This is a genomic window from Limnohabitans sp. 2KL-3, from assembly GCF_001269405.1.
In the GTDB taxonomy this organism is placed as follows: domain Bacteria; phylum Pseudomonadota; class Gammaproteobacteria; order Burkholderiales; family Burkholderiaceae_C; genus Limnohabitans_A.
Window position 1 is genome coordinate 1 of the sequence record NZ_CXON01000027.1, and the last position, 22,252, is coordinate 22,252.

Below are 22,252 nucleotides of genomic sequence, written 5' to 3' on the forward strand. Positions count from 1 at the left end.
GATGGCACCGTCATCAGCACCTGCCAGCAACGTCATACGCATGTGGAGTGGCTCAAGTTCCTCAAGAAGATTGACCGTGAAACGCCCAAAGACAAGGCGTTGCATCTGATCGCCGATAACTACGCGACCCACAAACATCCAGTTGTTCAAGAGTGGCTGGCCAAGCACCCGCGCATCACAATGCACTTCACCCCGACCTCGGCATCGTGGCTGAACATGGTGGAGCGCTTCTTCCGTGACATTACGACTGAGCAATTGCGTCGTGGCGTATTCACCAGCGTGCCGCAACTGATTGCCACCATTGATGCATACATCGCACATCACAACAAAAATCCCAAGCCCTTCATCTGGACAAAAAGCGCTCGCGACATCTTGCAAAAGGTCATTCGTGCCAACAAGCGCTTAAATTCCAAACAGAATGCAACACTACACTAGCTAATAGTAATAGCGAAGAGCTGCGGCCAATTTCAAGCCTTTTCCCAGTTTGGGGGAAGTTCATACTCAAAATCGCAAGCTGGGATGCCCCAAATTCGAGTTCTAAACTTTGTTATCGGAGTTTGGGGGTAACCGATCACCTAAGTGCTGTATTGCCCTGATGGCCAGTCCAAATTCCCCCACCCGTGGCCACCCCAAATTCCCCCAGGCAGCGCAGCCAGATTATGACGTTTCAGGCTGGATGGCCAAGCGAGCAGCCGCCTCCTTGAGCCTGTAGCTCTTGCCCTCAAACTCCAACATCACGCAGCGGTGCATCAGCCTGTCCAAAATCGTGCTGGCCATCGTGGCATCCCCCAGATACTTGCCCCAGTCCTGCACCACCCGGTTCGATGTCACCACCAGGGCGCGGGGCGTAAGCGTCCGGTGAACCCATCTTGAGATTCAAATGCCATCCCGGCAACATCCTGGCCACACAACAACAACGTGGACACGATGATGAATCAAGACACTCCTACCCCTTCAACGCCTTCGCGCACGCGTCGCATCTACAGCACTCAGTTCAAGTCTGAATTGGTGGCCTCCTGCCAACTCCCCGGCGCATCCGTCAGTGCCATCGCGGCAGCCCACGGCATGAATGCCAACGTACTGCGCCGCTGGCTCCAAAAGCATCGCCAACACGGCTCACATGTCCCACATTTCCCAAGCACACCGCCCGCATCTGCTCAGACCAGCAGCGCTGGATTCATCGCGCTCGATCTGAGCGCCCTGCAAGCTGCACCGGCTTGCTGTACTGCTCAGACCATTGATCTGCGCTGCCAACGGGGCGACACCTTGGTGTCGGTCGCCTGGCCCCTGTCTGGCGCTGCTGAGTGCGCCTCACTTTTACTGCAGGTGCTGCGATGATCCGCGTCGATGCAATCTGGATGGCCACCCTGCCGCTGGACATGCGCGCCGGTGTCGATACGGCCCTGGCGCGGGTGGTGCAAGTCTTTGGCGCGGCCCATCCGCACCATGCCTACCTTTTTGCCAACCAGCGTGCCAACCGCATGAAGGTGTTGGTGCACGATGGGCTGGGTGTATGGCTTGCCGCGCGCCGTCTAAACCAAGGCAAGTTTGTCTGGGGCAACCGACTTGGAGGCAGTTTGACCCTGAGCGCAGAACAACTCCAGGCGCTGGTTGTTGGCCTACCTTGGCAGCGCCTGGGCCCTGCCGGGGTGATCACGGTGCTGTGACTGCAGTGGCCCGATCTTGAATGCCAGATGCAGCCTCTGCAATCGGTACATGTGCCAATGGTCAAAGGCCCTTGCGCACGCGATGATTGCACCCATGAACGAAACGCTCGATCTTGACGGCATGAGCCAGCTGCAAATGCACCAACTGGTGCAGCAGTTGATGGGCACTGTGCAGCAACAAAGTCGATTGGTCGAGCAGCAATCCACCGAGCTCAAACACAAGCAAGCCCTGCTGGACAAGCTCACGTTCGAGATGGCTGTTCTCAAGCGGCTGAAGTTTGCGGCCAAGTCAGAGGCCCTGAATGCCAATCAGCGCAGCTTGCTCGAAGACGCGCTGGAAGAAGACCTGCAGGCTGTGGGCGAAGAGATCGAGCAGATGCGCCCGGCCGCCCAACGTACACCCAGTCAGCCCAAACGCCTGCCACTGCCCGAGCAGCTGCCACGCCAAGAATTCAAGCACGAGCCCGAAGTTACCCAATGCTGCGAGCAGCCCATGCGCCGCATGGGCGAGGACGTAGCCGATAAGCTGGACTACACACCCGGCGTGTTCACGGTGCACCGCCATGTGCGCGGCAAATGGGTGTGCGCTTGCTGCCAAACGCTCAAACAAAAACCAGTCGATGCGCACATCATCGACAAAGGCCTGGCCACCACCGGTTTGCTGGCCCAGGTGCTGGTGGCCAAATACGCCGACCATTTGCCGCTGTACCGTCAAGAGGCTATCTATGCCCGAGCCGGAGTTCCCCTGGCACGCTCCACATTGGCGCAGTGGGTGGGCAGCTGCGGCGTGCAACTACAGCCTCTGGTCGATGCGCTGCGCCAAGAAGTGTTGCAGCACTGGGTCATTCACGCAGACGAGACCACGGTGCAGATGCTCAAACCCAAAGCCGAACGCAACGGCAAGACGCACAGGGCCTACCTGTGGGCCTACAGCCCCGGTAGACACGAAGACATCAAGGCGGTGGTGTACGACTTTTGCGAAAGCCGAGCGGGCAAGCATGCGGGCGAGTTTCTTGAGGACTGGAGCGGCACGCTGCTGGTCGATGACTTTGCGGGCTACAAGCAACTCATGGGCGGCGCCATTGAGGAGGCTGGCTGCTGGGCGCATGCCAGGCGCAAGTTCTTTGATCTGCATGCGGCCAACAAGAGTCAGATGGCGCAACGTGCGCTGGAGCAAATTGGTCAGTTGTACGAGCTGGAGCAGCAAGCCAAGGACATGGACGGAGCCAACCGACTCAAGCTCAGGCAAGAGGAAAGCGCCAAGGTCATCAAGAAACTGAACGCCTGTCTCTTGGAGCAAAGAGGCAAAGTGCCCGAGGGCTCGGCCACGGCGCGGGCGATTGACTACAGCTTGAGGCGCTGGACAGCACTGACGCAGTTCCTGAGCAACGCACAGATACCGATAGACAACAACTGGATTGAAAACCAGATGCGCCCGATCGCCCTGGGTCGCAAGAACTGGCTGTTTGCGGGCTCACTCAGAGCGGGCCAAAGGGCGGCAGCGGTGATGAGTCTGATCCAGTCGGCCAAACTCAACGGTCACGACCCGTACGCGTACTTGAAGGACGTGATGGAGAAGCTGCCAACCTGGCCCAACAGGCGGATTCAAGAGTTGCTGCCACACCGCTGGCAGCTGACTGGGCAAAGAATCGGCTGAAACTTGTGGGTGGGCAGGGGTTCGCCGTACGCTTACGCTGGACCCAACTGATTAGATTGATAGCGTTTGATGGTGGCAACAAAACGGCTCTTTTCCCTAAAGCTGGGTCGTTCCTAAATATTTCATAATTTGTATTTTTGAAAATGCTTCCGCCGACTTCTGTGTACTCGAGGCCTGAGGCCCGAATTAAACCTAGGCACGCGTCCAAGTCACCCCAGCGGAGTGCACTCTCTTTGAGTTTTCGGAGGGGCTCCCCATCGACTTGTTTAGCCTTGTAGACCTTCAGTTGAAACTGATCGGTAACTTTTCGAATGATGGTTTGAGCAGGAACCTCTGAGCCGACCACATCTACGTAGTTGTTCAGCGCCTTGATTGCCTGCTTGTTGCCTATTGCAATGAGATCCTTGGCAAAAACGATGATTTCTTGGTCTGTTCCGAAATATCGCTCGAGGAAATTGACCTCCATGGTTTGTGCAATTTCCATCCGCTGTGGAAATTTTTTGCTTTCCAGCATGATCACGACGAATGCAAAAGCCAACCTGTGAGCTGTCTTGGCCAGATGGTCACGAATGTTCTGAAGGTCTGGCATCAATGAAACGGCCGTCCGCCATCTTGCTTCAAGATTTGACATTGCCTCATCAAATGCGGCATCAACCTGTTCGGAATTTTCACCAAATGTGCTTGTCGAAGTTCTCTTCAGACGGTCGTAGTTTGCTCGTTTTTCAGGGCTGCCTACAGCATCGTAGGCGGCATTGATTTCGCTCATTCGGCGTGTAGCTTCGGTCTTGTCCCCGGCCCATCGATCAGGGTGATACCTGCTCGCTAGTGCACGGTAAGCCGCTGTAATGACAACCTGCTCCGCATCAGGCATGACCCCAAGTATTTGGTAAAAGTCGGTGTGCTCGTCCATTGCAGTGTTCCGAAGTTAATTCAATTGTTGTTCGTGTTGTGACTCAATGCACCTGAGCCACAAAACCACTAGATGCGGTCAAGTTTTTGTTAGCGGTCACAAATAGGGTTGTTGGTGGTTTCTGTGGTCTTATGATCAGCCCATTTCCAGGCAATCGATACTTACACATGACTCAATTCGTAGATCATTACCGTATTTTAGGTGTCATGCGTGATGCAGAGCAGGTTGTCATTACTGCAGCATACCGAGCCCTTGCCAGCATGTACCACCCAGACCGGTGGAAAGGTGACGTCAATGAAGCAACACGAAAAATGGCAGAGATCAATGTTGCGTACGGCATTCTGGGTGATCCTGTAAAGCGACGAGCTTACGACCAGACGAATCAGTCAACGACGAGCAGTATGGGGGCTGATTCGGAAAAGGTCGATGAAGCTTTTGATGCTGCGCTGGTGGAGTTGGAATCCAGATGGGAGGTTGCAGTTGCAGTTCTTCCTGATCTTGCCGTGATCAGAAAACGCTTGTCTAAAACTGCTCACCGTCTGGCGTTTGAGTTCGTGGTTTTGATGATCGAGAGCAAAAAATTTGATCAGCGCGAAACGATTGCAAACGATATGGAGAGAAAGTTTTTGGTGGCGCATTTTGGCACTCAGCCAGACATCATTCGGTTCGCAAAGACACTCATAGAAATGGGCCACCGCGACGCGATCCGTGCTTTGAATAATTACATCGAGGTGTTGGGTACGGGGCTAGATCCGCATCTGATCATCAAGAAGGTGAAGAATCAATTCAAGCTTGATAGTTTCAAGCAACACCAAGAGAGCAACCAGAAAATTGAAAGTCTGAAACGTGAAGTCGAAATTCATGGCCATGTGAACTCGGCCAAGCAACTGGCTGAATTATCTGGCTTTGTAATATTTTCAATTGGCACCGGTTTATTTTCGTTTGCGGCGAAATACAACCTTTACAAAAAGAGTGCGTCCGGGTTTCCCGGCGAAGTGCCGATTTTGGAGCATGTAAGCCCAGAGCAGCTTGTTAAATGGGTCAAGGAAAACCTTTGCTGACACCGCCATTGATCATCAGTTAATCATCGAATTCCGCCACACAACTTACAAAAAGCCAAACCGCCTCGCATGCACCTCCAAAAACGCAGGCGCAGGCCGAAAGCGTTCCGGCAGGCGAATCGCTTGCCCTTGGCATTGCGCCAAGCTGGTTTGTGCAAACGGGTCCAACTCAGCGTGACGCAGCGCTTCGCCCACGCGGATGGTGAAGTCCGGTAACACCGTGATCAGCCCTTGGTCATAGGCCCGGTCGTGCAGGGCTGACAGGCACAGGCCGTTGCTGGGGTTCAGGCGGTTTTGGGTGTCCATGCTCCACGGCACGATGTGGCTGGCCACCAGCAGCTTGGGCACGCGCAGGCCGCTCATGCAGCAGGTGGCGTTGTAGCTGGCCAAGATGGCGCGGCGAAACCGGGCTTGGTTGACGCGCACCTGCACGATGGCCGTGGTGGTTTTGCCTTCTGCAATGTCGGACACTTCGTCCAACACGTCCACAAAGGGCGGCAGGCCGTTTTGTTCTGCATAGTGGCCAAAGGACGTGGCCGCTTCGGTCACCACGGGGTCGTTGGCCACCAAAAACTCGTTCCAAATTTGTTGGTCCAGCTTGGATGCATTGCCCATGCCGCGTCGGCCACTGGCCACAATTTGAGGGTCGAGGCTGGCCAAATTGACCAGCTTCATGGCCACAGCGCTGGCGGTGCGCCCAATCCACTGCGACAACTGCACGATGCGGGGTTGGTTGCGATGCAGCTGGCCAAACGGCAGTTGCAGGTAAATGTGAAACGCCGCCAATGTTTCGTTGCGCGTCCAGGTATTGACGATTGACATGTGGCTCCCCGTTCTTGTGATTACCCATCCTCATGGCTACGATGGCCAAACATGAGGTTGTTTCGCGGCTTGTTCCTGAAGGTGTCATTGGGTCGTTGACACTCATCCGCGTCCATGGTGAATACCGACCAATCGCCATAGTAGGCGTTTTCAAAGTGAATCATGTCATCGACGACGGACAAAATCACATCGCGCTCGTCACAGCCGCAACAAAGCCGCGCGTCCTCCAGATCTTCGAATAATATTTTGATATCGGACAGGTAGGTTGTGTGGCAATACCGCAGCGGTCCCAGCAAGGGACCAGCAAATCCAAATTCGTTCATCTGCTCTCTTCTGCCCTCGCGTCCATGAAATAGCGCCAGGTACATGCCCGGTCTGTCTGGGCGTTGGCCACATTGAAAGCGTTTGCGGGGTGTGGTGTCCTCAGTGATCATCGTGGCTCCTCGTAAAGTCGAAAAGTGCAGCGTATTGAAACAACTGGAGCGACGTAACCAGGGCTTTGCCTGGGTTGACGCGCCAGCTTGCGTCAAAATCCCCGCCCATGACCCCACCCCGACTTGACCTGCGCAAAGGCGTGACCGACCCTGTTGTCCTGTTGATTTCCAGGCGGCAGGTGGAGCAACAAGATCTGGCTTCGGTGCTGGATTCACTCAAGGTGTTCACCGCCACGCGTGAAGACGCTTGGCTCTACCGGGGGCAGATGAGTCTGGTGGTGGATGGCTACAACCAAGATCCGCGTGAGCTGGTGGACATTCCCGAGGTACGCCACTTCCTCAAGCGGCTGGCCGCCCAGTGGCCATACTGGGGTTTCTTTTTGAACCAAGTGGATGACAGCATCAAGATTTTGGGTTCGTGCTGCTGCGGCGTGGAGTTTCCCGGCCGTGGCGCGGTGCTCATCGATCCGGCGCTGCTGCCCGGCTTTTTGAACCAGGCCTTTGCAGGCATGAACGCGCTCTTCGACCAGCACGGTTTTCCTGAGCACGAGCTGGAGGCCATGAGCATGGGGCTGGTGGCTTTGATCGCGCCGTCTGAAGAATAGGCGTGTTGTCAGAAACTCTCATATACTTCTGACAAATTGAGGCCAACCCATGAGTCAACTTGCGCAAGCTGTTTTGTCAGTCGCCCAGTCCCTGCCAGAGGGGGGCTTGCTGTCGCCCAAGGAATTCCTTCACCTGGGGACTCGGGCTGCCATTGACCAAACGCTCACCCGTTTGACCAAAGAGGGGCTGCTTTTGAGGGTGGGGCGTGGCGTGTACGCCCTGCCTGTGCAGGGTCGATTTGGTGTGCGCCCGCCTTCTACCGAATCCGTTGTCGAGGCGATTGAAGCGGCCAGCGGTGAAGTGGTGGTGCCCAGCGGCGCAGCCGAGGCCAATGCTTTGGGTCTAACGACTCAGGTGCCGATCAAAGAGATTTTTCTGACGACAGGGCCATCACGTCGCCTGAATTTGGGCCATCGCGTGGTGGAACTCAAACACGGCAACCGTTGGCAAATGATCATGGGCAAACGCCCTGCAGGCCAAGCCATTCGTGCGCTTTTGTGGCTGGGGCCAGACCATGCGCCAGCTGCGTTGCAGACGCTGCATGGCGTGTTGGAAACCCAAGAATGGGCCGCCATGCGCGGTGCCAGAAACCTGTTGCCCAGCTGGATGGCCAAGGCTGTCAGTGAGGTGTCTGGTGGCTGAGCCTTGGTTCGCACTGAGCCGCGCAGATCAAGCCGAAGCACTCGAAGTTGCCGCAGCGGCCACGGGCCGGCCGCCCCATTTGCTTGAAAAAGACATTTGGGGTTTTTGGCTTGAAAAAACGATAAACGAATGAATGACAGGTCTTGGTGAGGTAAGGCTTTTTTTGCTTGCCATTCTGACTAACATGGATAACATGTCTAGGTTACCTAACCCAACAGAGGATAAGACCATGAAAACGCTATCGTCCGTAGAAGTGCAAAACCGATTCGGGTCGATTGCCAACATCGTGAAAAGCGGGGAGCCTGTGGCTGTCACCCAATACGGCACGCCAACCATGATGATTCTTCCGTATTCGCTCGCTACCGAAGCTCTGCGCGACTACAACGCCCGCAAACTGGTGCAGTTCATGGATGCCATGCCATCTGCCAATGCTGACGCTCCAAATCTCACACTTGAACAATTAAACAAGCTTGTCCATGAGTTACGCCCGTAAAAGAGTTGTCTTCGATACGAGTTCGCTCATCCCAGCTTGTCTGAATCCAGACCGTGAGCCAGCGAAAATTTTTCGTCGTGCTGTTCTTGAGCATGATGTTTTTTGTTCGGTGGACACTTTCAATGAACTTGCAACGGTTCTGACGCGTGAAAAGTTCAATGCGTGGAGGCCCCTTGAGCATCGCTTGATGTGGGTGAGGCTCTTCCGCGAATCTGTGATTTTGATCGAGGCCACCACACCTGTCACAGAATGCCGAGACCCAAAGGACAATAAATTTTTGGAGCTGGCCATTTCGGCAAAAGCCGATGTTCTTGTCTCGAGTGATGTTCACTTGCTAGAGATGCACCCGTTCCGTGGGGTGCAAATTCTCCAGTTGGCCGATTTCAAACAACAAATTCTGTCGAAAGCCGTAACCGAACGCCCAGACGGGTTGACCTGAAGCCTCTCGCGCATGGCCCTGAAAATGGCCGCGAGGTTGTCCCTGCTGGGATTGCCTTTTTGCGAAAGCATCCGGTGCAGACTTTTGCTGGGTTTGGCCGTCAATGCTGCCAGTTGCTCAAAGCCTATTGTTTAAAGAGTAGCTGACAAAATACCCGCCCATGACCCCACCCCGACTTGACCTGCGCAAAGGCGTGACCGACCCTGTTGTCCTGTTGATTTCCAGGCGGCAGGTGGAGCAACAAGATCTGGCTTCGGTGCTGGATTCACTAAAGGTGTTCACCGCCACGCGTGAAGATGCTTGGCTCTACCGGGGGCAGATGAGTCTGGTGGTGGACGGCTACAACCACGACCCGCGTGAGCTGGTGGACATTCCCGAGGTGCGCCACTTCCTCAAGCGGCTGGCCGCCCAGTGGCCTTACTGGGGTTTCTTTTTGAACCAGGTGGACGACAGCATCAAGATTTTGGGTTCGTGCTGCTGCGGCGTGGAGTTTCCCGGCCGTGGCGCGGTGCTCATCGATCCGGCGTTATTGCCCGGCTTTTTGAACCAGGCCTTTGCAGGCATGAACGCGCTGTTCGATCAGCACGGTTTTCCCGAACCCGAGCTGGAGGCCATGAGCATGGGCTTGGTGGCTTTGGTTGCGCCGTCTGAGTGATGCGGCCTTGTCCGTCCGCTTTCAAAGCCCCGATAATCACCCCATGAAAAATCTACGCCCAGAGACGCTGGGCATCGTGCAGCGGGTTGAAGCCCTCAGCGGGTGTCCCATCGAATTTCAGCCTGACAGTTCGCTCAGCATCCAAGCCACCCTTCAAAAAGCCCGCCACGGTGCCGCCGCCCATGTGTTGCGTTACCGGCCGGGCAGTGGGCCGCTGGACTATTGGGTCGCGTACCAGTGCGCTTATGCCTTGCGCTTTTACGCCTTGCCGCCCGACATGCGTTTCGACTTCACCGACACGGGCGAGGGCACGGAACAAGTGGCCACCTTGTTGACCAGTGGGCAGTCGCTGCCCGACGCCGACCTGGAGCGCGTGCCCATGTTCGCGCGCAAGGTGGAGCAATGGGCTTTGATGACGCTGCTGTCGTACCCGGTGGGCATGCGGGTGGACCAGTGGCTGCATGACGAGTATCCAACTCTGCGTGATGTGCAGCGTGTCGGTATGTTGCAAATTCAGCAAGAAAACCTCCAACTCTTGTCCATGGCCATGGGCCGCTTGACGGTGCCCGTGCCTTTGCTGGGCATGCCTGCCGCTTATGCCTTGTTGGCCGACCAGCTGCTGGGCACCAGCGTTCTTGCAATTGCTTACCGGGCTGCGGGCGTCATGGGCGTGGGCGAGGCTTTGCGCGATGCGGGCGCTGCGGTGCCGCAAGGCCCCGAGCACGACCGCACCCTCATCGATGCCTGGGCGCAAGCGCTGGGCATGTCGTCCTGGTACCAGTGGCGTCCTTACAAAATCCTCTCATGATTTCTGAATTCAAAATCCCGCTGCACCGCTTCGACCTGAACCTGCTGCCCGCCGATGCGCGGCAGATTGGCTCCGAGGCTTTCAAGATGGCGGTGGGGGTGCACTTCGCGGCCGAGTACGCGGCCAGTGGTCAAAGCGCCATCGTCACCGTCGATGACAAAGAAATCGGCGTGATGACTTACCCGCGTGATGCCGATGCACTGGACATGATCATGCCCATGCTCAAGGCGGGCAAGCTGGCCGAGGCCGTGCCTTACCTGGAAGCGGTCAACAAGGACGAGCCGGACAATGCCGCCGTGCTCTACAACCTGGGGCTTTGCTACAGCGAGTTGGGCCAGTTCGACGAAGCGATCATTCGCCTGAAAAGGGCCGTGCAGCTGGACCCGAAGCACGCGCATTCGTGGATTGGCATTGGCAACGCGTACCACCGCATGCGCAAGCCGGAGCAGGCTTTAGAGGCTTTCACCGAAGCGCTGCGCCTCAACCCGAAAGACGCTTACACACAGCGCAACCTGGGCGGCATGTTGCTGGCCATGAAGCGCCCGGCAGAGGGCGTGGCCTACCTGCGCAATGCGCTGGCCCTGATGCCCGATGACCCGCAAAGCATTTACGGCTTGGCGCTGGGCTTGTCCGACCTGGACACGGTCGATGCCGACCGCGAAGCCGATGGTCTGTTCAACCGGATCATCAAGGAGCACCCGACATCGCCCGTGGTGGAGCAGGCCGAAAAAGCCCGCACGCGCCTGGCGCACAAGGGTCTGCAAGAGGGCGCTGTCGGTGGCCTGCGGTTGGACGTGTTGGCCTACATCACCGATGCGCTGCGCACCTTCGACAAAGTCGGCCCCAAGGACATGCAGCGCATCGCCCTCGAAATCGCTTTGAAGGGCCAGTCTGGGCTGGACATCAACAACCCAGCCAAGCAATACACGCTCAAGAGTTTGCCGGGCGAGTTCTCAGGCCTGCAGCTGCTGGCCATCATGTACGCGGCCTTCCAGCGGGTGGACCCGACAGCGGATCTGGGGGCGGATTTTTCGAAGGAATATGCGGTGGCTTTGAAGGCTTACAAAGGGCGCTGAATCCTGGGTAACGGTGGCTTGCTCAGGCTCTAAGCCGCAACCGAATGCGCAGACAGGCTGACCTGAAGCCTCTCGCGCACGGCCCTGAAAATGGCCGCAAGGTTGTCCATGCTGGGATTGCCTTTGGGCGAAAGCATCCGGTGCAGGCTTTTGCTGGGCTTGGCCGTCAATGTGGCCAGTTGCTCAAAGCCCATGGTGGCGTTGACCAGGTCTCGCAAAATTAGCCGGGCTGTTTCGGGTTCGCCGTTAAGAAACAAAGTGGCGGCTTCATCCAGGAGTGCCTGTGCAAAAGATGCGTCGCTCTGAACGCGCTCGACGACAGTGTCTTTGAAGTTTCTGGTCAGTGCCATGGGTTACCTCTTGTGCTTGGCGCTTGTGTTGGCGTGCGTTACTTTTTTTCGGGCCTTGTACTCGGCCAATAATTCCTTGGTTAAGGGTAACGCATTTGTTACCAATGGTGTTTCCATTCAGTGGTGGGGATGCTGCCCGGCTTTTTGAATCAGGCCTTTGCAGGCATGAACGCGCTGTTCGATCAGCACGGTTTTCCCGAACCCGAGCTGGAGGCCATGAGCATGGGCTTGGTGGCTTTGGTTGCGCCGTCTGAGTGATGCGGCCTTGGCCGTTAATTTTCAAAGCCCGAGTTGCTGCTGCGGCAATGGGTGTCGCAGCAAGGATTCGTCCCGGTGGAGTACACAAATGGAAACAATAAATAGGTTATTTGGAAGTATCTTTAAAATAAAATTTGCTATTAAGATCATCATAAAGTGTGAAACTGTCAAGGTTTTCACGACTCAATCCTCACCATGAAAACAATTTCTGCTTTGCTGTTGGCGGCCACCCTGGTGGTTTCTGGATGCGCCACCGTCGAGATGGCACCCCAAAATTCATCGTCAAAGTCCAAAGAGTTCAACGCGCCAAGTCAAGGCAAAGCGGGCCTCTACATCTACCGTGACAGCTGGATGGGCAAGATGCTCAAAAAAGACCTTTGGATCAACGGCAAGTGCCTGGGTGAAAGTGGCCCGGATGTCTTTTTCTACACCGAAGTGGAAGGCGGCAGAAAGCACAAGATTGAAACCGAGTCCGAGTTCTCGCCCAACGCGATGGAGTTGATGGTCGAATCGGGTCAGACGTATTTCATTCGCCAATACACCAGGGTTGGTTTGGTGGTGGAGGGCGCAAACCTTGAAAGAGTCTCGGAAGCGCGAGGCAGAGCGGCCATTGCCAAACTCAATATGGCCAAAACAGGCACCTGCAGCGCCCCACGCTGACCTCTCGTTTTTGGACGTTCGCCCGCTGCAAATCAGGCCCCTCCAAACAAGCTCACGAGCTTGGCCACCTTTGGCGTCATGCCCATGGTTTTGAGCCGCACATGCGGGTGTGCGGTGGCAAAGACACGAAAAACTTCATCCACAAAGGCTTGGCCGACGTGGGCCACGCCTTCAAAGTCAAGCACCACGGTCTTGAACTGTGTGGCGCGGTTCATGACCCATTTGGCTTGCGAGCGAGAGACCAGCTCGCTGCTCAGTTGGGCCAGACGCACCGGGATTTCTGTGGTGTGAAAGGCTTCACCCGGCTCTGCATCGCCCACCTTGCTGGCTTTGATTGCGCCGTTTGAGGATGGCCCGTCATTGAGTTGCCGCCTGTGTGCTGCGGTAGCGGCCGGGCAGCGGGCCACTGGGTGGCTGGGTCTCGGACCATGACTGTTCTGTCGCTGGCGCTGGCTTGACAGTCAGTTGATTTTCTTGACGCGTGCTTTTGCTTTGGGTTTCGAAGGCGGATTCACCAACGCTGCATCTACTGCGTTAGGCGCACTCATCCCTTCGGAAATCCTTGCCAAAGACACGCTCTCAACGCCCACCATCGCGCCGGGCAAAGGGTTGCCTTCGGGGTCGCCATCCATGGCGAAGCCACCAACACCAATCCTGAATCCCAGGTTCAGTTGATAGGTGCCTTCATGAATGTCGAAATGACGGATCAAGACCTCTGTCAAAGACTTCAGATCAAGCGAAAGGGGTTGCTCAATGGGTGACATGTGTGTGCATTTCAAATTGCTGCGGCTGCTGCGTGTTGTAAGTGCGTGGCTCAAGGCTCTTGACTTGTGACAGCGACACGATCTTCACGGTGACCGTGTGGTCATGGGTGTGCGAATGTTTGGCCGGAGTGTCTGTCAAATATCGCTCTAATGCATTCACCATGACTGCATTCAACTTCACGCCATCCTTTTGCGCTCTGATCGCAGCTGCTCTGTGTAAAGCGGGGCCAACACGGACATTAAAAACGCCACTGAATGGTTGCTGAGGATCACGCCCAAGCTGCAGGCAGGTCTCAAGATAGTCATCTACAGCAGCTTGAAACTCTTTACGGAGTGATTGCACTGTCTTTGCTTCATACGTCACCAAATCGGTGATGAAAAGAATTTTGCCGACAAGAACATCCGTCTCGGCGTCTACTTCAGCAGAGCCTTGGTACCCTTTGTATTCCAGTGTTGTCATGCGTATCTCTCCGCCTAGATCAGGCCAATTTCTTCTAACGTCTCGCGAACTTCTCTGATGTAACAAGGCTTCACCTCGTTACCCGGGTGGGGTTTGTGCAAGCTGATCACGTTGTCTTTCTCTGCGTGATGAAACTTTCTTCGCGACCCACTGTTCATGATCACCTTGTAGCCAAGATGCTTCAAGACTGCAACCAACTCACCCCACTTGATGTTGCTTGGGGTGGGCTTTGCCTTGATCTTTTCAATGATTTTGTCAGCTTGTGCCATTTGTTAAGCCAAGGCAGCCTGGAATTGTAACTACGATCCAGTTACTGATCACTGCCATGAAAGTTATGGATGTGTATCCTGCGGGAGCTTTAAAGAACAATTTAGTACAAAAAATTACGTATGGGAAATTTTTTCCCATTCAGAGTGTTTCCTTAGAGGACTTGAGCAGCGCAATGGCTACCTATTGATCCGGCACGCTGATGTTTGAAATTTATTGCACAGACATCCCGTAGGTCGGTGGCTTTAGCCCCGACATTGCTGGCTTGGGCGTAGGCTGCATGTCGGGGCTAAAGCCACCGACCTACAACCGACAAACACAGGGGCAGTTCAATCTTCATAGGGCCGGATCAATAGTGCTCGATCTGGCGGCCATGAGCATGGGCTTGGTGGCTTTGATTGCGCCGTCTGAGGAATAGGCGTTTTGTCGTTCCCAAACCCACGCCACAATCTGCACCATGAAAAATCTTCGCATCCACAAGCTGGTTCAAGGTCAAGCCGATGATGCCGACCGGCTTGCCGCGTTACGACAAGCCGCCCAAGAGGGCATTGCCGACATCGATGCGGGGCGTTTCAAGACTTTTGTAAGCAAGCAGGAATTGCGCACACACCTGCAGGCGATTGCCGCGAAAGCCCCGACGTTTATTCACCAAGCCCGTTATCGATAAAGCAGCCTTGCGTGCTTCAAGAGCTTGGCCGCATTTGCTGGACGGCCCTGATTTCGTAGTCGTTGATCAGCTTCTGGAAGTACTTGTAAATGTCAGTCATCTTCACATTCAGCTGGATGCTGGCAAAACTTTCATCGTTTTTGTCGAGCGGGATCACGCCCGTGACCACGCTCTTGAAGTGTTCGGGGTCTTTGTTTCTGATGGGCTGATAGCTGTTGATGGCCAAAAAAATGTCGTCGAGTGTGTAGCCATGGTCTCTGGTGAGGACCATCAAATCGTAGAGATCACGAGACTTCACGCGGTCATAGACAACGAGGCTTTTCATGACAAGAAGCCCTTCAACGCTCAGCAGATCAAAGCCTCCCTCAGAAACCGTCACCTTGGGGGCGGTCTTTAAGTACGCAATCTGCGCCTTGGGCCGATCGCTTTCATTGCGGGAGTGAAACGTGACCTTGGCGCCGTCAATCAGGTCATCCTGAATGGCTTTTGCTGGAGCTCTTTGAAAGCCTTTGCTGATGTTGCCCAGCATCCTGCTCACGCTGGCGCTGGTCATGGGCTCAAATGCATGCCGCTTGAAAACGCGCTTGACCTTGGGGACGCCGTAGTAAAAGCACAACCGAGCCACATCCTCGAACTTGTGTTTTTCGAGCACATGGCCGATCAACACATCGTCCTTGATGTTGGGGTTTGACCAGTCATAAGCGCCCGATAAACCGATCTTGACGGACTTGCGTGTCGCATTGGCTTGGTGAATGACGGTGCGCAGCCACGCGGGGATCAGCGCTGCGTAGCTGTCCATGTCCTTTTCATCCCAGTCACCCGTGGCACGCTGGATCTCCAGTGTTGTGAGGTCTTTGATGCCCCGGGTCCACAGCTCCAGCAAGATCATGCCTTTGGGACTGGCAGCGAGCTGGAGTTTCCTTTGACTCATGCGGCGAAATTGCACGGTGTGCCCAGCGGCCTTGACGGTGCGCGACAGACCCGAAGTGGGCACCACCAGCAGATCTTCTGCTCCTGCGGCTGGCGCAAGCCCTACTTTTTCCCCCGTTTTTTGTGCCATTGCATGGGCAATGGATTGTGCGTCCACACGCTGGCCCGCTGTGACATAAAGCCCTCTGGCGACCCGCTCGATGAGCCCTGCCTTCATCATGCGAAAGAGCGCCTGGTCAACGGCTGCGCGACTCCCCACCGACAAAAAGTCAGCACTGGAGAAGACGGCCCCTGGGGGCTTGTCGGCGATGGCTTGCCTGATCTTTTCAGATGTTTGCATGTCAGAAATTATTGACGTTTTTCAAACAATGTCAATTATTTGGGCGGCGCGCTTAAAAAATGCAGGCCCGATGATGTTTGCATGAACGCCTTTTTTGTAGGAGCGGCGCCCTCGCCGAGATGGCATCTCGCAGACCACTGCCCATCGCCCCGAGGGCGGGACTCCCACATGGATAACAGGGCTGATCGCTGTGCCCAGGACCAGCCTTTCACTTCAGACTTCAAAGGGCCAGATCAATAAACGGCCACTTCAATCGGGCTGCATCAACGCGGGCACGGCCGTTTGATCGGCCCAGACAAAGGCCCATTGCTCATATTGACCCGCGAGCGCTTTGGCGGCTTCGCGGCCCATGTCCAGAATCAGCACGCTGGGCTCACCGGGCCAGTTATTGCCGGGGTGTTGCCCAATGCCATCGATGAAAGCCAGGCCACGTTGTGTGAGGTTGTCTTTCAGCGTTTGCTGTCGCGCTTCGTTCTCCGTGTCGCTCAGCTGTTGGGCAAACGGGTTCCATGCGGTGATGAAAGCAGCACACAAGACCTTGCGCTCGGCCATCAACTTTTCAAGGTCCGGGCAAAACACGCCGATGTTCATCGTGAACGGCGGTTCATGGTGGACGATGTAGTCGGTTTCGGTGAAGGCTTGAAAAAGTTCGGCGGGCAGTTGGCTTGTCATGGTGATGGCTTTGGTTAATTCACCGCATGGATGGATCAGGGCTTGAGGCTGTGATGGGCTTACACGCCCGCAGAAAGCTGATGGGCCTCAGCGATGGCGGCGCGTCGGGCGGCATCAAACTCATTGAGCTTTTGCTTCAGCTCGGGCAGGTGTTGGGTGACCAAGTCGGTTGTGCCGCCCTCGGACGTGGGTTCTGTGCTGAACAAGCCCGTGGCCGGGTTGTAAAAGCAGGGGTCGGTTTCTGGCAACAGCACCTTGATCATTCCCGAGCCGGGCACGGTCTGGATTTGGAGGGTTTGGTTTTGCAGCGCAATGGTGGCGTAGGCCATGGTTTTTTCCTTCTCCCGCAGACGATTGGAACGTCGGCGGCGTGCGGGATCAGGGCGCTGCGTGACGCTTTAGCCATGTATTTGTTGTGCGCCCAGGCAAGTGGTCTGGAATAAATCCGGCGCGGATGAGATTGTAGTCTTTATGGGTTCATATTTTGAAGCTGCTAAAGACCAGGCAGCTGAAAGCAGGTTAGCGATGCCAAAGCACCCGTCAAAACAACCCGATTGAATTTGCGCGACATCCATTCACCCATTGCGCGACAGAATTGGTTTGATGCGCGACACATTGGACGACATAATCAAGATAAATTTTGTCGCGCAATACCATTTGCACGACACAAAGAGTGCTCAGCCATGGAGAAGCCGAAGATGTCACGCACCCTACCGACCGAAGAACTTCAGCTGATCGAGTCCATCGTCGCGGCGCAGCCCGGCGGGTTGCAGATCGCTGAGATCGAAAAGGAAATCGAGCGTTTGCAAGGGCAGAAGATCAACCGCCGCACTTTGCAGCGGCGGTTACAAAAGCTCATTCAAGCGAAACGTCTGACAGCCCAGGGAGAGAGCACGGCATGGCATTACAAGCCTGCATTGGCGCAGGCGGGTGAGTCTGCAGGTCTTGCCTCTGCGGCCTGGGTGGGGACGGCTGAGGCGGAGCTGTATGTCCACGTTTCCCCTGAGGGCGCTCGCATTCGCGATCAGGTGCGGCTGCCGCTGATGCACCGCCGCCCTGTGGGCTATCGGCGTGAGTTTTTAGAGGCTTACCAGCCGGGCCATACTTTTTACTTGTCGGCGTCATGGCGCAGCCAATTGCACGAGATGGGCCGCACCGCAGCCAACGAACGGCCAGCGGGCACTTATGCCCGGGACATTCTGAGCCGATTGCTCGTGGATTTGTCGTGGGCTTCGTCCAAGCTGGAGGGCAACACCTACAGCCGCTTGGACACTCAAAATTTGATTGAGCTGGGCCAAATCGCCACGGGCAAGGACGCCATTGAAACGCAGATGATTTTGAACCACAAAGCGGCCATCGAGATGCTGATCGAGAACGCCGATGAGGTGGGCTTTGATGCGTTCACGTTCCAAAACCTGCACGCCGTGCTGTCACAGGATTTGATGCGGGACCCTCAGGCCAGTGGTCGGCTTCGGCGGCGGTCGGTTGAGATTTCAGGCACCGTGTTTCACCCCGCAGCTTTGCCACAAGTCATCGAGGATGGCTTTGAGCAATTGTTGAACAAGGCCGCCGCCATTCCCGATCCGTTTGAGCAAGCGTTTTTTTTGATGGTGCAGTTGCCTTATTTGCAGCCGTTTGAAGACGTCAACAAACGCGTCTCGCGCATTGGGGCCAACATTTCGCTGTTCAAAAACAACCTTTGCCCTTTGTCATTCATCGATGTCCCGGAGCGGGCTTACGTTGAGGGCACTTTGGGCGTTTACGAGCTCAATGAGGTCGATTTGTTGCGTGATGTGTTTGTGTGGGCTTACGAGCGCTCTTGCCAGCGCTACCTGGCCATCACACAAACCATGGTGGAGCCCGATCCTTTGAAGATCAAGTACCGGGAGGCGCTCATCCAGGCGGTGCAAGCCGTGGTGAAAGGGCTGCTGCAACCCACGCCCGAGGTGATGGCCAAAGTGGCCTCAGGCATCGTCAGTGGGGCCGATCAAGCCGCGTTCATGCTGATGTTGACGGACGCACTGCGTCAGCTGCACGAGGGCAGCATTGCGCGGTACCGCTTGCGCCGCTCCGAATATGCGGCCTGGCAAGCCCAGGGGCTGCGTCAGGGCTGGACTGATTCAGGACCCCGTCACCCGTGAGGGACGCCCTTCAAAGCACGGTCTTGCGCACCGCGTGTTCCCACAGGGCCATTTGTTCGGCGGCGTAGTCGGGCAGGCGCTGTGGGCTGAAGCGGCGTTCTGTGCGCCACAGGGCGCTGAGCTCGTCGGTGTTGGCATAGACCCCGGTGGACAAACCGGCCAGATAGGCTGCGCCCAAGGCAGTGGTTTCGGTCACTTCGGGGCGCACCACGTCCAGGCCCAGCAAATCGGCCTGAAACTGCATGAGCAGGTTGTTCACGCAGGCGCCGCCATCCACCCGCAACTCTTGCACTGGGGCCAGGCCGGCTTGTGTCAGGTCGCGGCCCATGGCTTGCAGCAGGGCGGCGCTTTGAAAAGCGATGCTCTCCAGGGCTGCACGCGCAATGTGGGCCACGGTGCTGCCGCGAGTCAGTCCGGTGATGGAGCCTCGGGCGTCGGGTTTCCAGTAAGGGGCACCCAGCCCGGTGAAGGCGGGCACCACCATCACGCCGCCCGAGTCGGGCACGCTTTCGGCCAGGGCTTGCACCTCGCTGCTGTGCCGAATGGCCCCCAGCCCGTCGCGCAACCACTGCACCACGGCACCGCCCACAAACACGCTGCCCTCTAAAGCAAATTGCGGTGCTGCCGTGTCGGGTGACAAGGTTTGCGCAGCGCTGGTAGTGATCAGGCCGTTGTGCGATTGCAAAGCGCTGTGGCCGGTGTGCATGAGCATGAAGCAGCCCGTGCCGTAGGTGTTTTTGGCCATGCCCGCACCAAAGCAGGCTTGGCCAAACAGGGCGCTTTGCTGGTCGCCCGCCACCCCGCCGATGGGGATGGCGTGGCCCAGCAGCTCGGGGCGCACCTGACCAAACTGGGCGCTGGAGGTGTGAACCTTGGGCAACATGGCGGGCGGGATGCGCAAGGCGGCCAGCAGTTCGGTGTCCCATTGCTGGGTGTGGATGTTGAACAGAAGGGTGCGCGAGGCGTTGCTCACGTCGGTGGCGTGCACCGCGCCGCCGCTCAAGTGCCACATGAGCCAGGTGTCGATGGTGCCAAACAGCAACTCGCCGCGCAAGGCCTGGGCGCGGGCGTTGGGGACGTTGTCCAAAATCCATTGCAGTTTGGTGCCCGAAAAGTACGCGTCCACCAGCAAACCGGTTTTGGCCTGAATGGTGTCGGTCAGGCCTTGTTCGCGCAGGGCCACGCAGGCCGGTTCGGTGCGGCGGTCTTGCCAAACGATGGCGTTGTGAATGGGCTGGCCGGTGCTTTTGTGCCACACCACCGTGGTTTCGCGCTGGTTGGTGATGCCCACCGCCGCCACTTGGGCGGCGCTGATGCCGGCTTTGGCCAGGGCCTCTTGCGCGGTGGCCAGCTGGGTTTGCCAAATTTGCATCGGGTCGTGTTCGACCCAGCCTGGTTGGGGGTAGATCTGGGTGATCTCTTGCTGCGCCATGGCCACGATTTGGCCTTGGGGGTTGAACACAATGCTGCGCGAGCTGGAGGTGCCTTGGTCGAGCGCGAGGAGGTAGGTCATGGATTTATCCAACCATAATGAACGGGATCAACTGACTTTAATCCATGCCAACGCTCGCCTCACCTTTGCCCACACGCCGTGCCGACCTGATGGCCCGCTTGAACAAGCGCACTGTTTATGACTTGGCCATTGTGGGTGGCGGGGCCACGGGTTTGGGTTTGGCTTTGGATGCCGCGTCGCGTGGCTACAGCGTGGTGTTGCTGGAGTCGGACGATTTTGCCAAAGGCACCTCGTCGCGCTCGACCAAGTTGGTGCACGGGGGCGTGCGGTATTTGGCGCAGGGCAACATTGCCTTGGTGCGCGAAGCGCTGCACGAGCGCAGCACATTGCTGCACAACGCACCGCACATCGCCCAGGCCTTGCCCTTTGTGATGCCCTCGTATGCGTGGTGGGAAAAGCCGTTTTATGGCGTGGGTCTGAAGCTGTACGACGCCTTGGCTGGCCGGTCGGGCTTGGGGCGAACCGAGTTTTTGTCGCGCCGGGAGACTTTGGCCAGTTTGCCCTCGGTGCAGCCTGAGGGTTTGCGCGGCGGTGTGATGTATTGGGATGGCCAGTTCAATGACGCCAAGCTGGCGCTGGCCTTGGCACGCAGCGCGGCGCTGCAAGGGGCTTTGTTGATCAACCGCATGCGGGTCGAGCGCCTGCGCTACACCGACGGCCAAGTGTCGGGGGTGCATGGCGTGGACACCTTGACGGGGCAAAGCCATGAAATTGAAGCGCGGTGCGTGGTCAACGCCACAGGGGTGTGGGTCGATGCCTTGCGCGAACAAGACGGCAGCACACAGGCCATGGTGGCGCCGAGCCAAGGCGTGCACATGGTGGTGGACAAGGCGTTTTTGCCCGGCGATGCGGCCTTGATGGTGCCCAAAACCGCCGATGGCCGCGTGCTGTTTGCCGTGCCTTGGCTGGGGCAGGTGATTTTGGGCACGACCGACACGCCGCGTGACGATTTGGCCCCGGAGCCTTTGGCTTTTGAGTCGGAAATTGATTTCATCTTGCAAGAGTCGGCCCGCTACCTGACACGCCCCCCGCAGCGAAGTGATGTGAAGAGCATTTGGGTGGGCCTGCGGCCGCTGGTCAAGCCAGCGCAAGACGAGGGTGACAACACCAAGGCGCTGAGCCGCGAACACACGGTACTGGTCAGCCGTTCGGGTTTGGTCACGGTGACGGGCGGCAAATGGACCACTTACCGGGCCATGGCCGAAGACGTGTTGCAAAAGTGTGTGGCCAGTGCGCTCTTGGCCCCTCGGGGCGGTGCGCGAACCGAACATTTGCCGCTGGTTGGGGCAGGGGGCGGGGAAGTTGGTGGGGCCGGTGGGCCTGTGTCTGTGCCGGTGTCGATCGGTGCCCCCGAGGGCGTGCATTCGTACGGCAGCGAGCAAGTCTGGCTGGCCCAGTTGCCGGGTGCTGACACTTGGTTGACCCCCAGTTTGAGCGAGGCCATGGTGCGCTTTGCCGCCCGCTACGAGTACGCCTTGAGCGTCGAAGATGTTTTGGCCCGCCGATCCAGGCTGCTGTTTTTGGATGCCCGTCTTGCCGCCCAAATCGCCCCAGCCGTGGCGGCCATCTTGCAGTCCGAAACCGGCCTGGACCCCGATGTTTCAGGCTTTTTAAAGTTGGCAGCGCAGTACATGTTGGAAGATGGATCCGCTCCCCTGTAGGCGCGACGCCCTCGTCGCGAAAACCCTCGCAGACCACCCCCCATCGCCCCGGGGGCGGGGCTCCCACAAAATGCCAATCGCCCCGAGGGCGGGGCTCCCACAAAATGCCTATCACCCCGGGGGCGAGGCTCCTGCAAAATGCGGGGCATCTCCCCTGTGGGAGCGACGCCCTCGTCGCGATAAGCCATGCAGACCACCCCCCATCGCCCCGAGGGCGGGGCTCCTACAAAATGCGGGGCATCTCCCCTGTAGGAGCGACGCCCTCGTCGCGAAAACCCTTGCAGACCACCCCCCTCACC

The 22,252-nt window shown here is 57.0% G+C and carries 27 protein-coding genes and 2 pseudogenes; 16 read left to right on the plus strand and 13 right to left on the minus strand.

What is annotated here, in order from left to right; translation table 11 throughout:
• Positions 1 to 435: IS630 family transposase (locus tag AMM41_RS19925; RefSeq protein WP_194944894.1), on the plus strand; the 435-nt coding region annotated here is incomplete at its 5' end.
• Positions 436 to 657: 222 nt separating this feature from the next.
• Here AMM41_RS19925 and AMM41_RS19930 read toward each other — a convergent pair.
• Positions 658 to 843 (minus strand): annotated as a pseudogene (locus AMM41_RS19930) (ATP-binding protein); the annotation flags it as partial.
• 84 nt (positions 844 to 927) lie between these two features.
• Between AMM41_RS19930 and AMM41_RS19935 the strand changes: the two are divergent.
• The 3 genes from AMM41_RS19935 to AMM41_RS19945 all read left to right on the plus strand — a co-directional run bounded on the left by AMM41_RS19935 (position 928) and on the right by AMM41_RS19945 (position 3,324).
• Positions 928 to 1,338: a transposase gene (locus AMM41_RS19935; protein WP_089963477.1), complete on the plus strand. Its 411-nt coding sequence runs from the start codon at positions 928 to 930 to the stop codon at positions 1,336 to 1,338.
• Complete coding sequence (gene tnpB / locus AMM41_RS19940; protein ID WP_194944896.1) at positions 1,335 to 1,667, plus strand: IS66 family insertion sequence element accessory protein TnpB; 333 nt, start codon at positions 1,335 to 1,337, stop codon at positions 1,665 to 1,667. The genes AMM41_RS19935 and tnpB overlap by 4 nt, the downstream gene beginning before the upstream one ends.
• Positions 1,668 to 1,761: 94 nt before the next feature.
• Positions 1,762 to 3,324, plus strand: coding sequence for an IS66 family transposase (locus tag AMM41_RS19945; protein WP_089963537.1), 1,563 nt, complete (start codon positions 1,762 to 1,764; stop codon positions 3,322 to 3,324).
• 715 nt (positions 3,325 to 4,039) lie between these two features.
• On the opposite strand, the pseudogene AMM41_RS22405 reads toward AMM41_RS19945, so the two are convergent.
• Positions 4,040 to 4,234: pseudogene (locus AMM41_RS22405) on the minus strand (J domain-containing protein); the annotation flags it as partial.
• A gap of 167 nt (positions 4,235 to 4,401) precedes the next feature.
• Here AMM41_RS22405 and AMM41_RS19955 point away from each other — a divergent pair.
• Complete coding sequence (locus tag AMM41_RS19955) at positions 4,402 to 5,295, plus strand: J domain-containing protein (protein WP_089963479.1); 894 nt, start codon at positions 4,402 to 4,404, stop codon at positions 5,293 to 5,295.
• A gap of 45 nt (positions 5,296 to 5,340) precedes the next feature.
• Here the strand turns inward: AMM41_RS19955 and AMM41_RS19960 are convergent, their stop codons facing one another.
• Complete coding sequence (locus AMM41_RS19960) at positions 5,341 to 6,117, minus strand: HNH endonuclease (protein WP_089963480.1); 777 nt, start codon at positions 6,115 to 6,117, stop codon at positions 5,341 to 5,343.
• Positions 6,118 to 6,137: 20 nt separating this feature from the next.
• Entirely contained in the window at positions 6,138 to 6,551 is a 414-nt protein-coding gene (locus AMM41_RS19965) for a hypothetical protein (RefSeq protein WP_194944897.1), read from the minus strand.
• A 107-nt stretch (positions 6,552 to 6,658) separates the two neighbouring features.
• Between AMM41_RS19965 and AMM41_RS19970 the strand changes: the two genes are divergently transcribed.
• The 7 genes from AMM41_RS19970 (at position 6,659) to AMM41_RS20005 (ending at position 11,270) form a co-directional block, all read left to right on the plus strand.
• Positions 6,659 to 7,156, plus strand: coding sequence for a chlororespiratory reduction 6 domain-containing protein (locus AMM41_RS19970; protein ID WP_089963483.1), 498 nt, complete (start codon positions 6,659 to 6,661; stop codon positions 7,154 to 7,156).
• Positions 7,157 to 7,205: 49 nt separating this feature from the next.
• Positions 7,206 to 7,799, plus strand: a complete 594-nt coding sequence (locus AMM41_RS19975) for a DUF6088 family protein (protein ID WP_089963485.1) — start codon at positions 7,206 to 7,208, stop codon at positions 7,797 to 7,799.
• 229 nt (positions 7,800 to 8,028) lie between these two features.
• Positions 8,029 to 8,292, plus strand: a complete 264-nt coding sequence (locus AMM41_RS19980; protein ID WP_194944898.1) for a type II toxin-antitoxin system Phd/YefM family antitoxin — start codon at positions 8,029 to 8,031, stop codon at positions 8,290 to 8,292.
• On the plus strand, positions 8,276 to 8,731 hold the full coding sequence (locus tag AMM41_RS19985) for a putative toxin-antitoxin system toxin component, PIN family (RefSeq protein WP_089963488.1): 456 nt from the start codon (positions 8,276 to 8,278) through the stop codon (positions 8,729 to 8,731). Before AMM41_RS19980 ends, AMM41_RS19985 begins: the two co-directional genes overlap by 17 nt.
• 160 nt (positions 8,732 to 8,891) lie before the next feature.
• Complete coding sequence (locus AMM41_RS19995) at positions 8,892 to 9,386, plus strand: chlororespiratory reduction 6 domain-containing protein (RefSeq protein WP_194944899.1); 495 nt, start codon at positions 8,892 to 8,894, stop codon at positions 9,384 to 9,386.
• A 43-nt stretch (positions 9,387 to 9,429) separates the two neighbouring features.
• Positions 9,430 to 10,194 (plus strand): hypothetical protein, encoded by a 765-nt coding sequence (locus tag AMM41_RS20000; RefSeq protein ID WP_089963492.1) that lies wholly within the window; start codon positions 9,430 to 9,432, stop codon positions 10,192 to 10,194.
• The gene (locus AMM41_RS20005) at positions 10,191 to 11,270 is read left to right on the plus strand and encodes a tetratricopeptide repeat protein (protein ID WP_089963493.1); all 1,080 of its coding nucleotides are present in this window, start codon (positions 10,191 to 10,193) and stop codon (positions 11,268 to 11,270) included. Before AMM41_RS20000 ends, AMM41_RS20005 begins: the two co-directional genes overlap by 4 nt.
• A 29-nt stretch (positions 11,271 to 11,299) precedes the next feature.
• Here the strand turns inward: AMM41_RS20005 and AMM41_RS20010 are convergent, their stop codons facing one another.
• Complete coding sequence (locus tag AMM41_RS20010; protein ID WP_089963495.1) at positions 11,300 to 11,620, minus strand: helix-turn-helix domain-containing transcriptional regulator; 321 nt, start codon at positions 11,618 to 11,620, stop codon at positions 11,300 to 11,302.
• A gap of 453 nt (positions 11,621 to 12,073) precedes the next feature.
• Between AMM41_RS20010 and AMM41_RS20015 the strand changes: the two genes are divergently transcribed.
• Positions 12,074 to 12,538: a DUF2846 domain-containing protein gene (locus tag AMM41_RS20015; protein WP_089963498.1), complete on the plus strand. Its 465-nt coding sequence runs from the start codon at positions 12,074 to 12,076 to the stop codon at positions 12,536 to 12,538.
• 32 nt (positions 12,539 to 12,570) lie between these two features.
• On the opposite strand, the gene AMM41_RS22070 is transcribed toward AMM41_RS20015, so the two are convergent.
• The 4 genes from AMM41_RS22070 to AMM41_RS20035 form a co-directional block, all read right to left on the minus strand.
• Positions 12,571 to 12,858 (minus strand): STAS-like domain-containing protein, encoded by a 288-nt coding sequence (locus AMM41_RS22070; protein WP_228769377.1) that lies wholly within the window; start codon positions 12,856 to 12,858, stop codon positions 12,571 to 12,573.
• Positions 12,859 to 12,999: 141 nt separating this feature from the next.
• Positions 13,000 to 13,302: a hypothetical protein gene (locus AMM41_RS20025; RefSeq protein ID WP_089963500.1), complete on the minus strand. Its 303-nt coding sequence runs from the start codon at positions 13,300 to 13,302 to the stop codon at positions 13,000 to 13,002.
• Entirely contained in the window at positions 13,289 to 13,762 is a 474-nt protein-coding gene (locus AMM41_RS20030) for a type II toxin-antitoxin system HicB family antitoxin (protein ID WP_089963501.1), read from the minus strand. Before AMM41_RS20030 ends, AMM41_RS20025 begins: the two co-directional genes overlap by 14 nt.
• Before the next feature lie 14 nt (positions 13,763 to 13,776).
• A complete protein-coding gene (locus AMM41_RS20035; RefSeq protein WP_089963503.1) occupies positions 13,777 to 14,031 on the minus strand; it encodes a type II toxin-antitoxin system HicA family toxin in 255 nt (84 codons plus the stop codon).
• A gap of 455 nt (positions 14,032 to 14,486) precedes the next feature.
• Here AMM41_RS20035 and AMM41_RS20040 point away from each other — a divergent pair, with 455 nt between their 5' ends.
• Positions 14,487 to 14,696, plus strand: coding sequence for a hypothetical protein (locus tag AMM41_RS20040; protein WP_089963505.1), 210 nt, complete (start codon positions 14,487 to 14,489; stop codon positions 14,694 to 14,696).
• Positions 14,697 to 14,712: 16 nt separating this feature from the next.
• On the opposite strand, the gene AMM41_RS20045 is transcribed toward AMM41_RS20040, so the two are convergent.
• The 3 genes from AMM41_RS20045 to AMM41_RS20055 all read right to left on the minus strand — a co-directional run bounded on the left by AMM41_RS20045 (position 14,713) and on the right by AMM41_RS20055 (position 16,967).
• Entirely contained in the window at positions 14,713 to 15,966 is a 1,254-nt protein-coding gene (locus AMM41_RS20045) for a DUF6088 family protein (RefSeq protein ID WP_089963507.1), read from the minus strand.
• 249 nt (positions 15,967 to 16,215) lie between these two features.
• On the minus strand, positions 16,216 to 16,638 hold the full coding sequence (locus tag AMM41_RS20050; protein ID WP_089963509.1) for a DUF3293 domain-containing protein: 423 nt from the start codon (positions 16,636 to 16,638) through the stop codon (positions 16,216 to 16,218).
• A 59-nt stretch (positions 16,639 to 16,697) separates the two neighbouring features.
• Positions 16,698 to 16,967, minus strand: a complete 270-nt coding sequence (locus AMM41_RS20055) for a hypothetical protein (protein ID WP_089963510.1) — start codon at positions 16,965 to 16,967, stop codon at positions 16,698 to 16,700.
• A gap of 369 nt (positions 16,968 to 17,336) precedes the next feature.
• Here AMM41_RS20055 and AMM41_RS20060 point away from each other — a divergent pair, with 369 nt between their 5' ends.
• A complete protein-coding gene (locus tag AMM41_RS20060) occupies positions 17,337 to 18,779 on the plus strand; it encodes a Fic family protein (protein WP_089963540.1) in 1,443 nt (480 codons plus the stop codon).
• Between the two features lie 10 nt (positions 18,780 to 18,789).
• Here AMM41_RS20060 and glpK read toward each other — a convergent pair whose 3' ends face one another.
• Positions 18,790 to 20,292: a glycerol kinase GlpK gene (glpK, locus tag AMM41_RS20065; RefSeq protein ID WP_089963512.1), complete on the minus strand. Its 1,503-nt coding sequence runs from the start codon at positions 20,290 to 20,292 to the stop codon at positions 18,790 to 18,792.
• A 44-nt stretch (positions 20,293 to 20,336) separates the two neighbouring features.
• On the opposite strand from glpK, the gene AMM41_RS20070 reads away from it, so the two are divergent.
• Entirely contained in the window at positions 20,337 to 21,953 is a 1,617-nt protein-coding gene (locus AMM41_RS20070; RefSeq protein WP_089963515.1) for a glycerol-3-phosphate dehydrogenase/oxidase, read from the plus strand.
• Positions 21,954 to 22,252: the final 299 nt, after the last annotated feature.

What these genes read in the sequence shown, in the direction of transcription:
- AMM41_RS19935 (WP_089963477.1), top strand. Translation starts at nt 928, where the DNA reads ATGATGAATCAAGACACTCCTACCCCTTCAACGCCTTCGCGCACGCGT.
- tnpB (WP_194944896.1), top strand. Translation starts at nt 1,335, where the DNA reads ATGATCCGCGTCGATGCAATCTGGATGGCCACCCTGCCGCTGGACATG.
- AMM41_RS19945 (WP_089963537.1), top strand. Translation starts at nt 1,762, where the DNA reads ATGAACGAAACGCTCGATCTTGACGGCATGAGCCAGCTGCAAATGCAC.
- AMM41_RS19955 (WP_089963479.1), top strand. Translation starts at nt 4,402, where the DNA reads ATGACTCAATTCGTAGATCATTACCGTATTTTAGGTGTCATGCGTGAT.
- AMM41_RS19960 (WP_089963480.1), bottom strand. Translation starts at nt 6,117, where the DNA reads ATGTCAATCGTCAATACCTGGACGCGCAACGAAACATTGGCGGCGTTT.
- AMM41_RS19965 (WP_194944897.1), bottom strand. Translation starts at nt 6,551, where the DNA reads ATGATCACTGAGGACACCACACCCCGCAAACGCTTTCAATGTGGCCAA.
- AMM41_RS19970 (WP_089963483.1), top strand. Translation starts at nt 6,659, where the DNA reads ATGACCCCACCCCGACTTGACCTGCGCAAAGGCGTGACCGACCCTGTT.
- AMM41_RS19975 (WP_089963485.1), top strand. Translation starts at nt 7,206, where the DNA reads ATGAGTCAACTTGCGCAAGCTGTTTTGTCAGTCGCCCAGTCCCTGCCA.
- AMM41_RS19980 (WP_194944898.1), top strand. Translation starts at nt 8,029, where the DNA reads ATGAAAACGCTATCGTCCGTAGAAGTGCAAAACCGATTCGGGTCGATT.
- AMM41_RS19985 (WP_089963488.1), top strand. Translation starts at nt 8,276, where the DNA reads ATGAGTTACGCCCGTAAAAGAGTTGTCTTCGATACGAGTTCGCTCATC.
- AMM41_RS19995 (WP_194944899.1), top strand. Translation starts at nt 8,892, where the DNA reads ATGACCCCACCCCGACTTGACCTGCGCAAAGGCGTGACCGACCCTGTT.
- AMM41_RS20000 (WP_089963492.1), top strand. Translation starts at nt 9,430, where the DNA reads ATGAAAAATCTACGCCCAGAGACGCTGGGCATCGTGCAGCGGGTTGAA.
- AMM41_RS20005 (WP_089963493.1), top strand. Translation starts at nt 10,191, where the DNA reads ATGATTTCTGAATTCAAAATCCCGCTGCACCGCTTCGACCTGAACCTG.
- AMM41_RS20010 (WP_089963495.1), bottom strand. Translation starts at nt 11,620, where the DNA reads ATGGCACTGACCAGAAACTTCAAAGACACTGTCGTCGAGCGCGTTCAG.
- AMM41_RS20015 (WP_089963498.1), top strand. Translation starts at nt 12,074, where the DNA reads ATGAAAACAATTTCTGCTTTGCTGTTGGCGGCCACCCTGGTGGTTTCT.
- AMM41_RS20025 (WP_089963500.1), bottom strand. Translation starts at nt 13,302, where the DNA reads ATGTCACCCATTGAGCAACCCCTTTCGCTTGATCTGAAGTCTTTGACA.
- AMM41_RS20030 (WP_089963501.1), bottom strand. Translation starts at nt 13,762, where the DNA reads ATGACAACACTGGAATACAAAGGGTACCAAGGCTCTGCTGAAGTAGAC.
- AMM41_RS20035 (WP_089963503.1), bottom strand. Translation starts at nt 14,031, where the DNA reads ATGGCACAAGCTGACAAAATCATTGAAAAGATCAAGGCAAAGCCCACC.
- AMM41_RS20040 (WP_089963505.1), top strand. Translation starts at nt 14,487, where the DNA reads ATGAAAAATCTTCGCATCCACAAGCTGGTTCAAGGTCAAGCCGATGAT.
- AMM41_RS20045 (WP_089963507.1), bottom strand. Translation starts at nt 15,966, where the DNA reads ATGCAAACATCTGAAAAGATCAGGCAAGCCATCGCCGACAAGCCCCCA.
- AMM41_RS20050 (WP_089963509.1), bottom strand. Translation starts at nt 16,638, where the DNA reads ATGACAAGCCAACTGCCCGCCGAACTTTTTCAAGCCTTCACCGAAACC.
- AMM41_RS20055 (WP_089963510.1), bottom strand. Translation starts at nt 16,967, where the DNA reads ATGGCCTACGCCACCATTGCGCTGCAAAACCAAACCCTCCAAATCCAG.
- AMM41_RS20060 (WP_089963540.1), top strand. Translation starts at nt 17,337, where the DNA reads ATGTCACGCACCCTACCGACCGAAGAACTTCAGCTGATCGAGTCCATC.
- glpK (WP_089963512.1), bottom strand. Translation starts at nt 20,292, where the DNA reads ATGACCTACCTCCTCGCGCTCGACCAAGGCACCTCCAGCTCGCGCAGC.
- AMM41_RS20070 (WP_089963515.1), top strand. Translation starts at nt 20,337, where the DNA reads ATGCCAACGCTCGCCTCACCTTTGCCCACACGCCGTGCCGACCTGATG.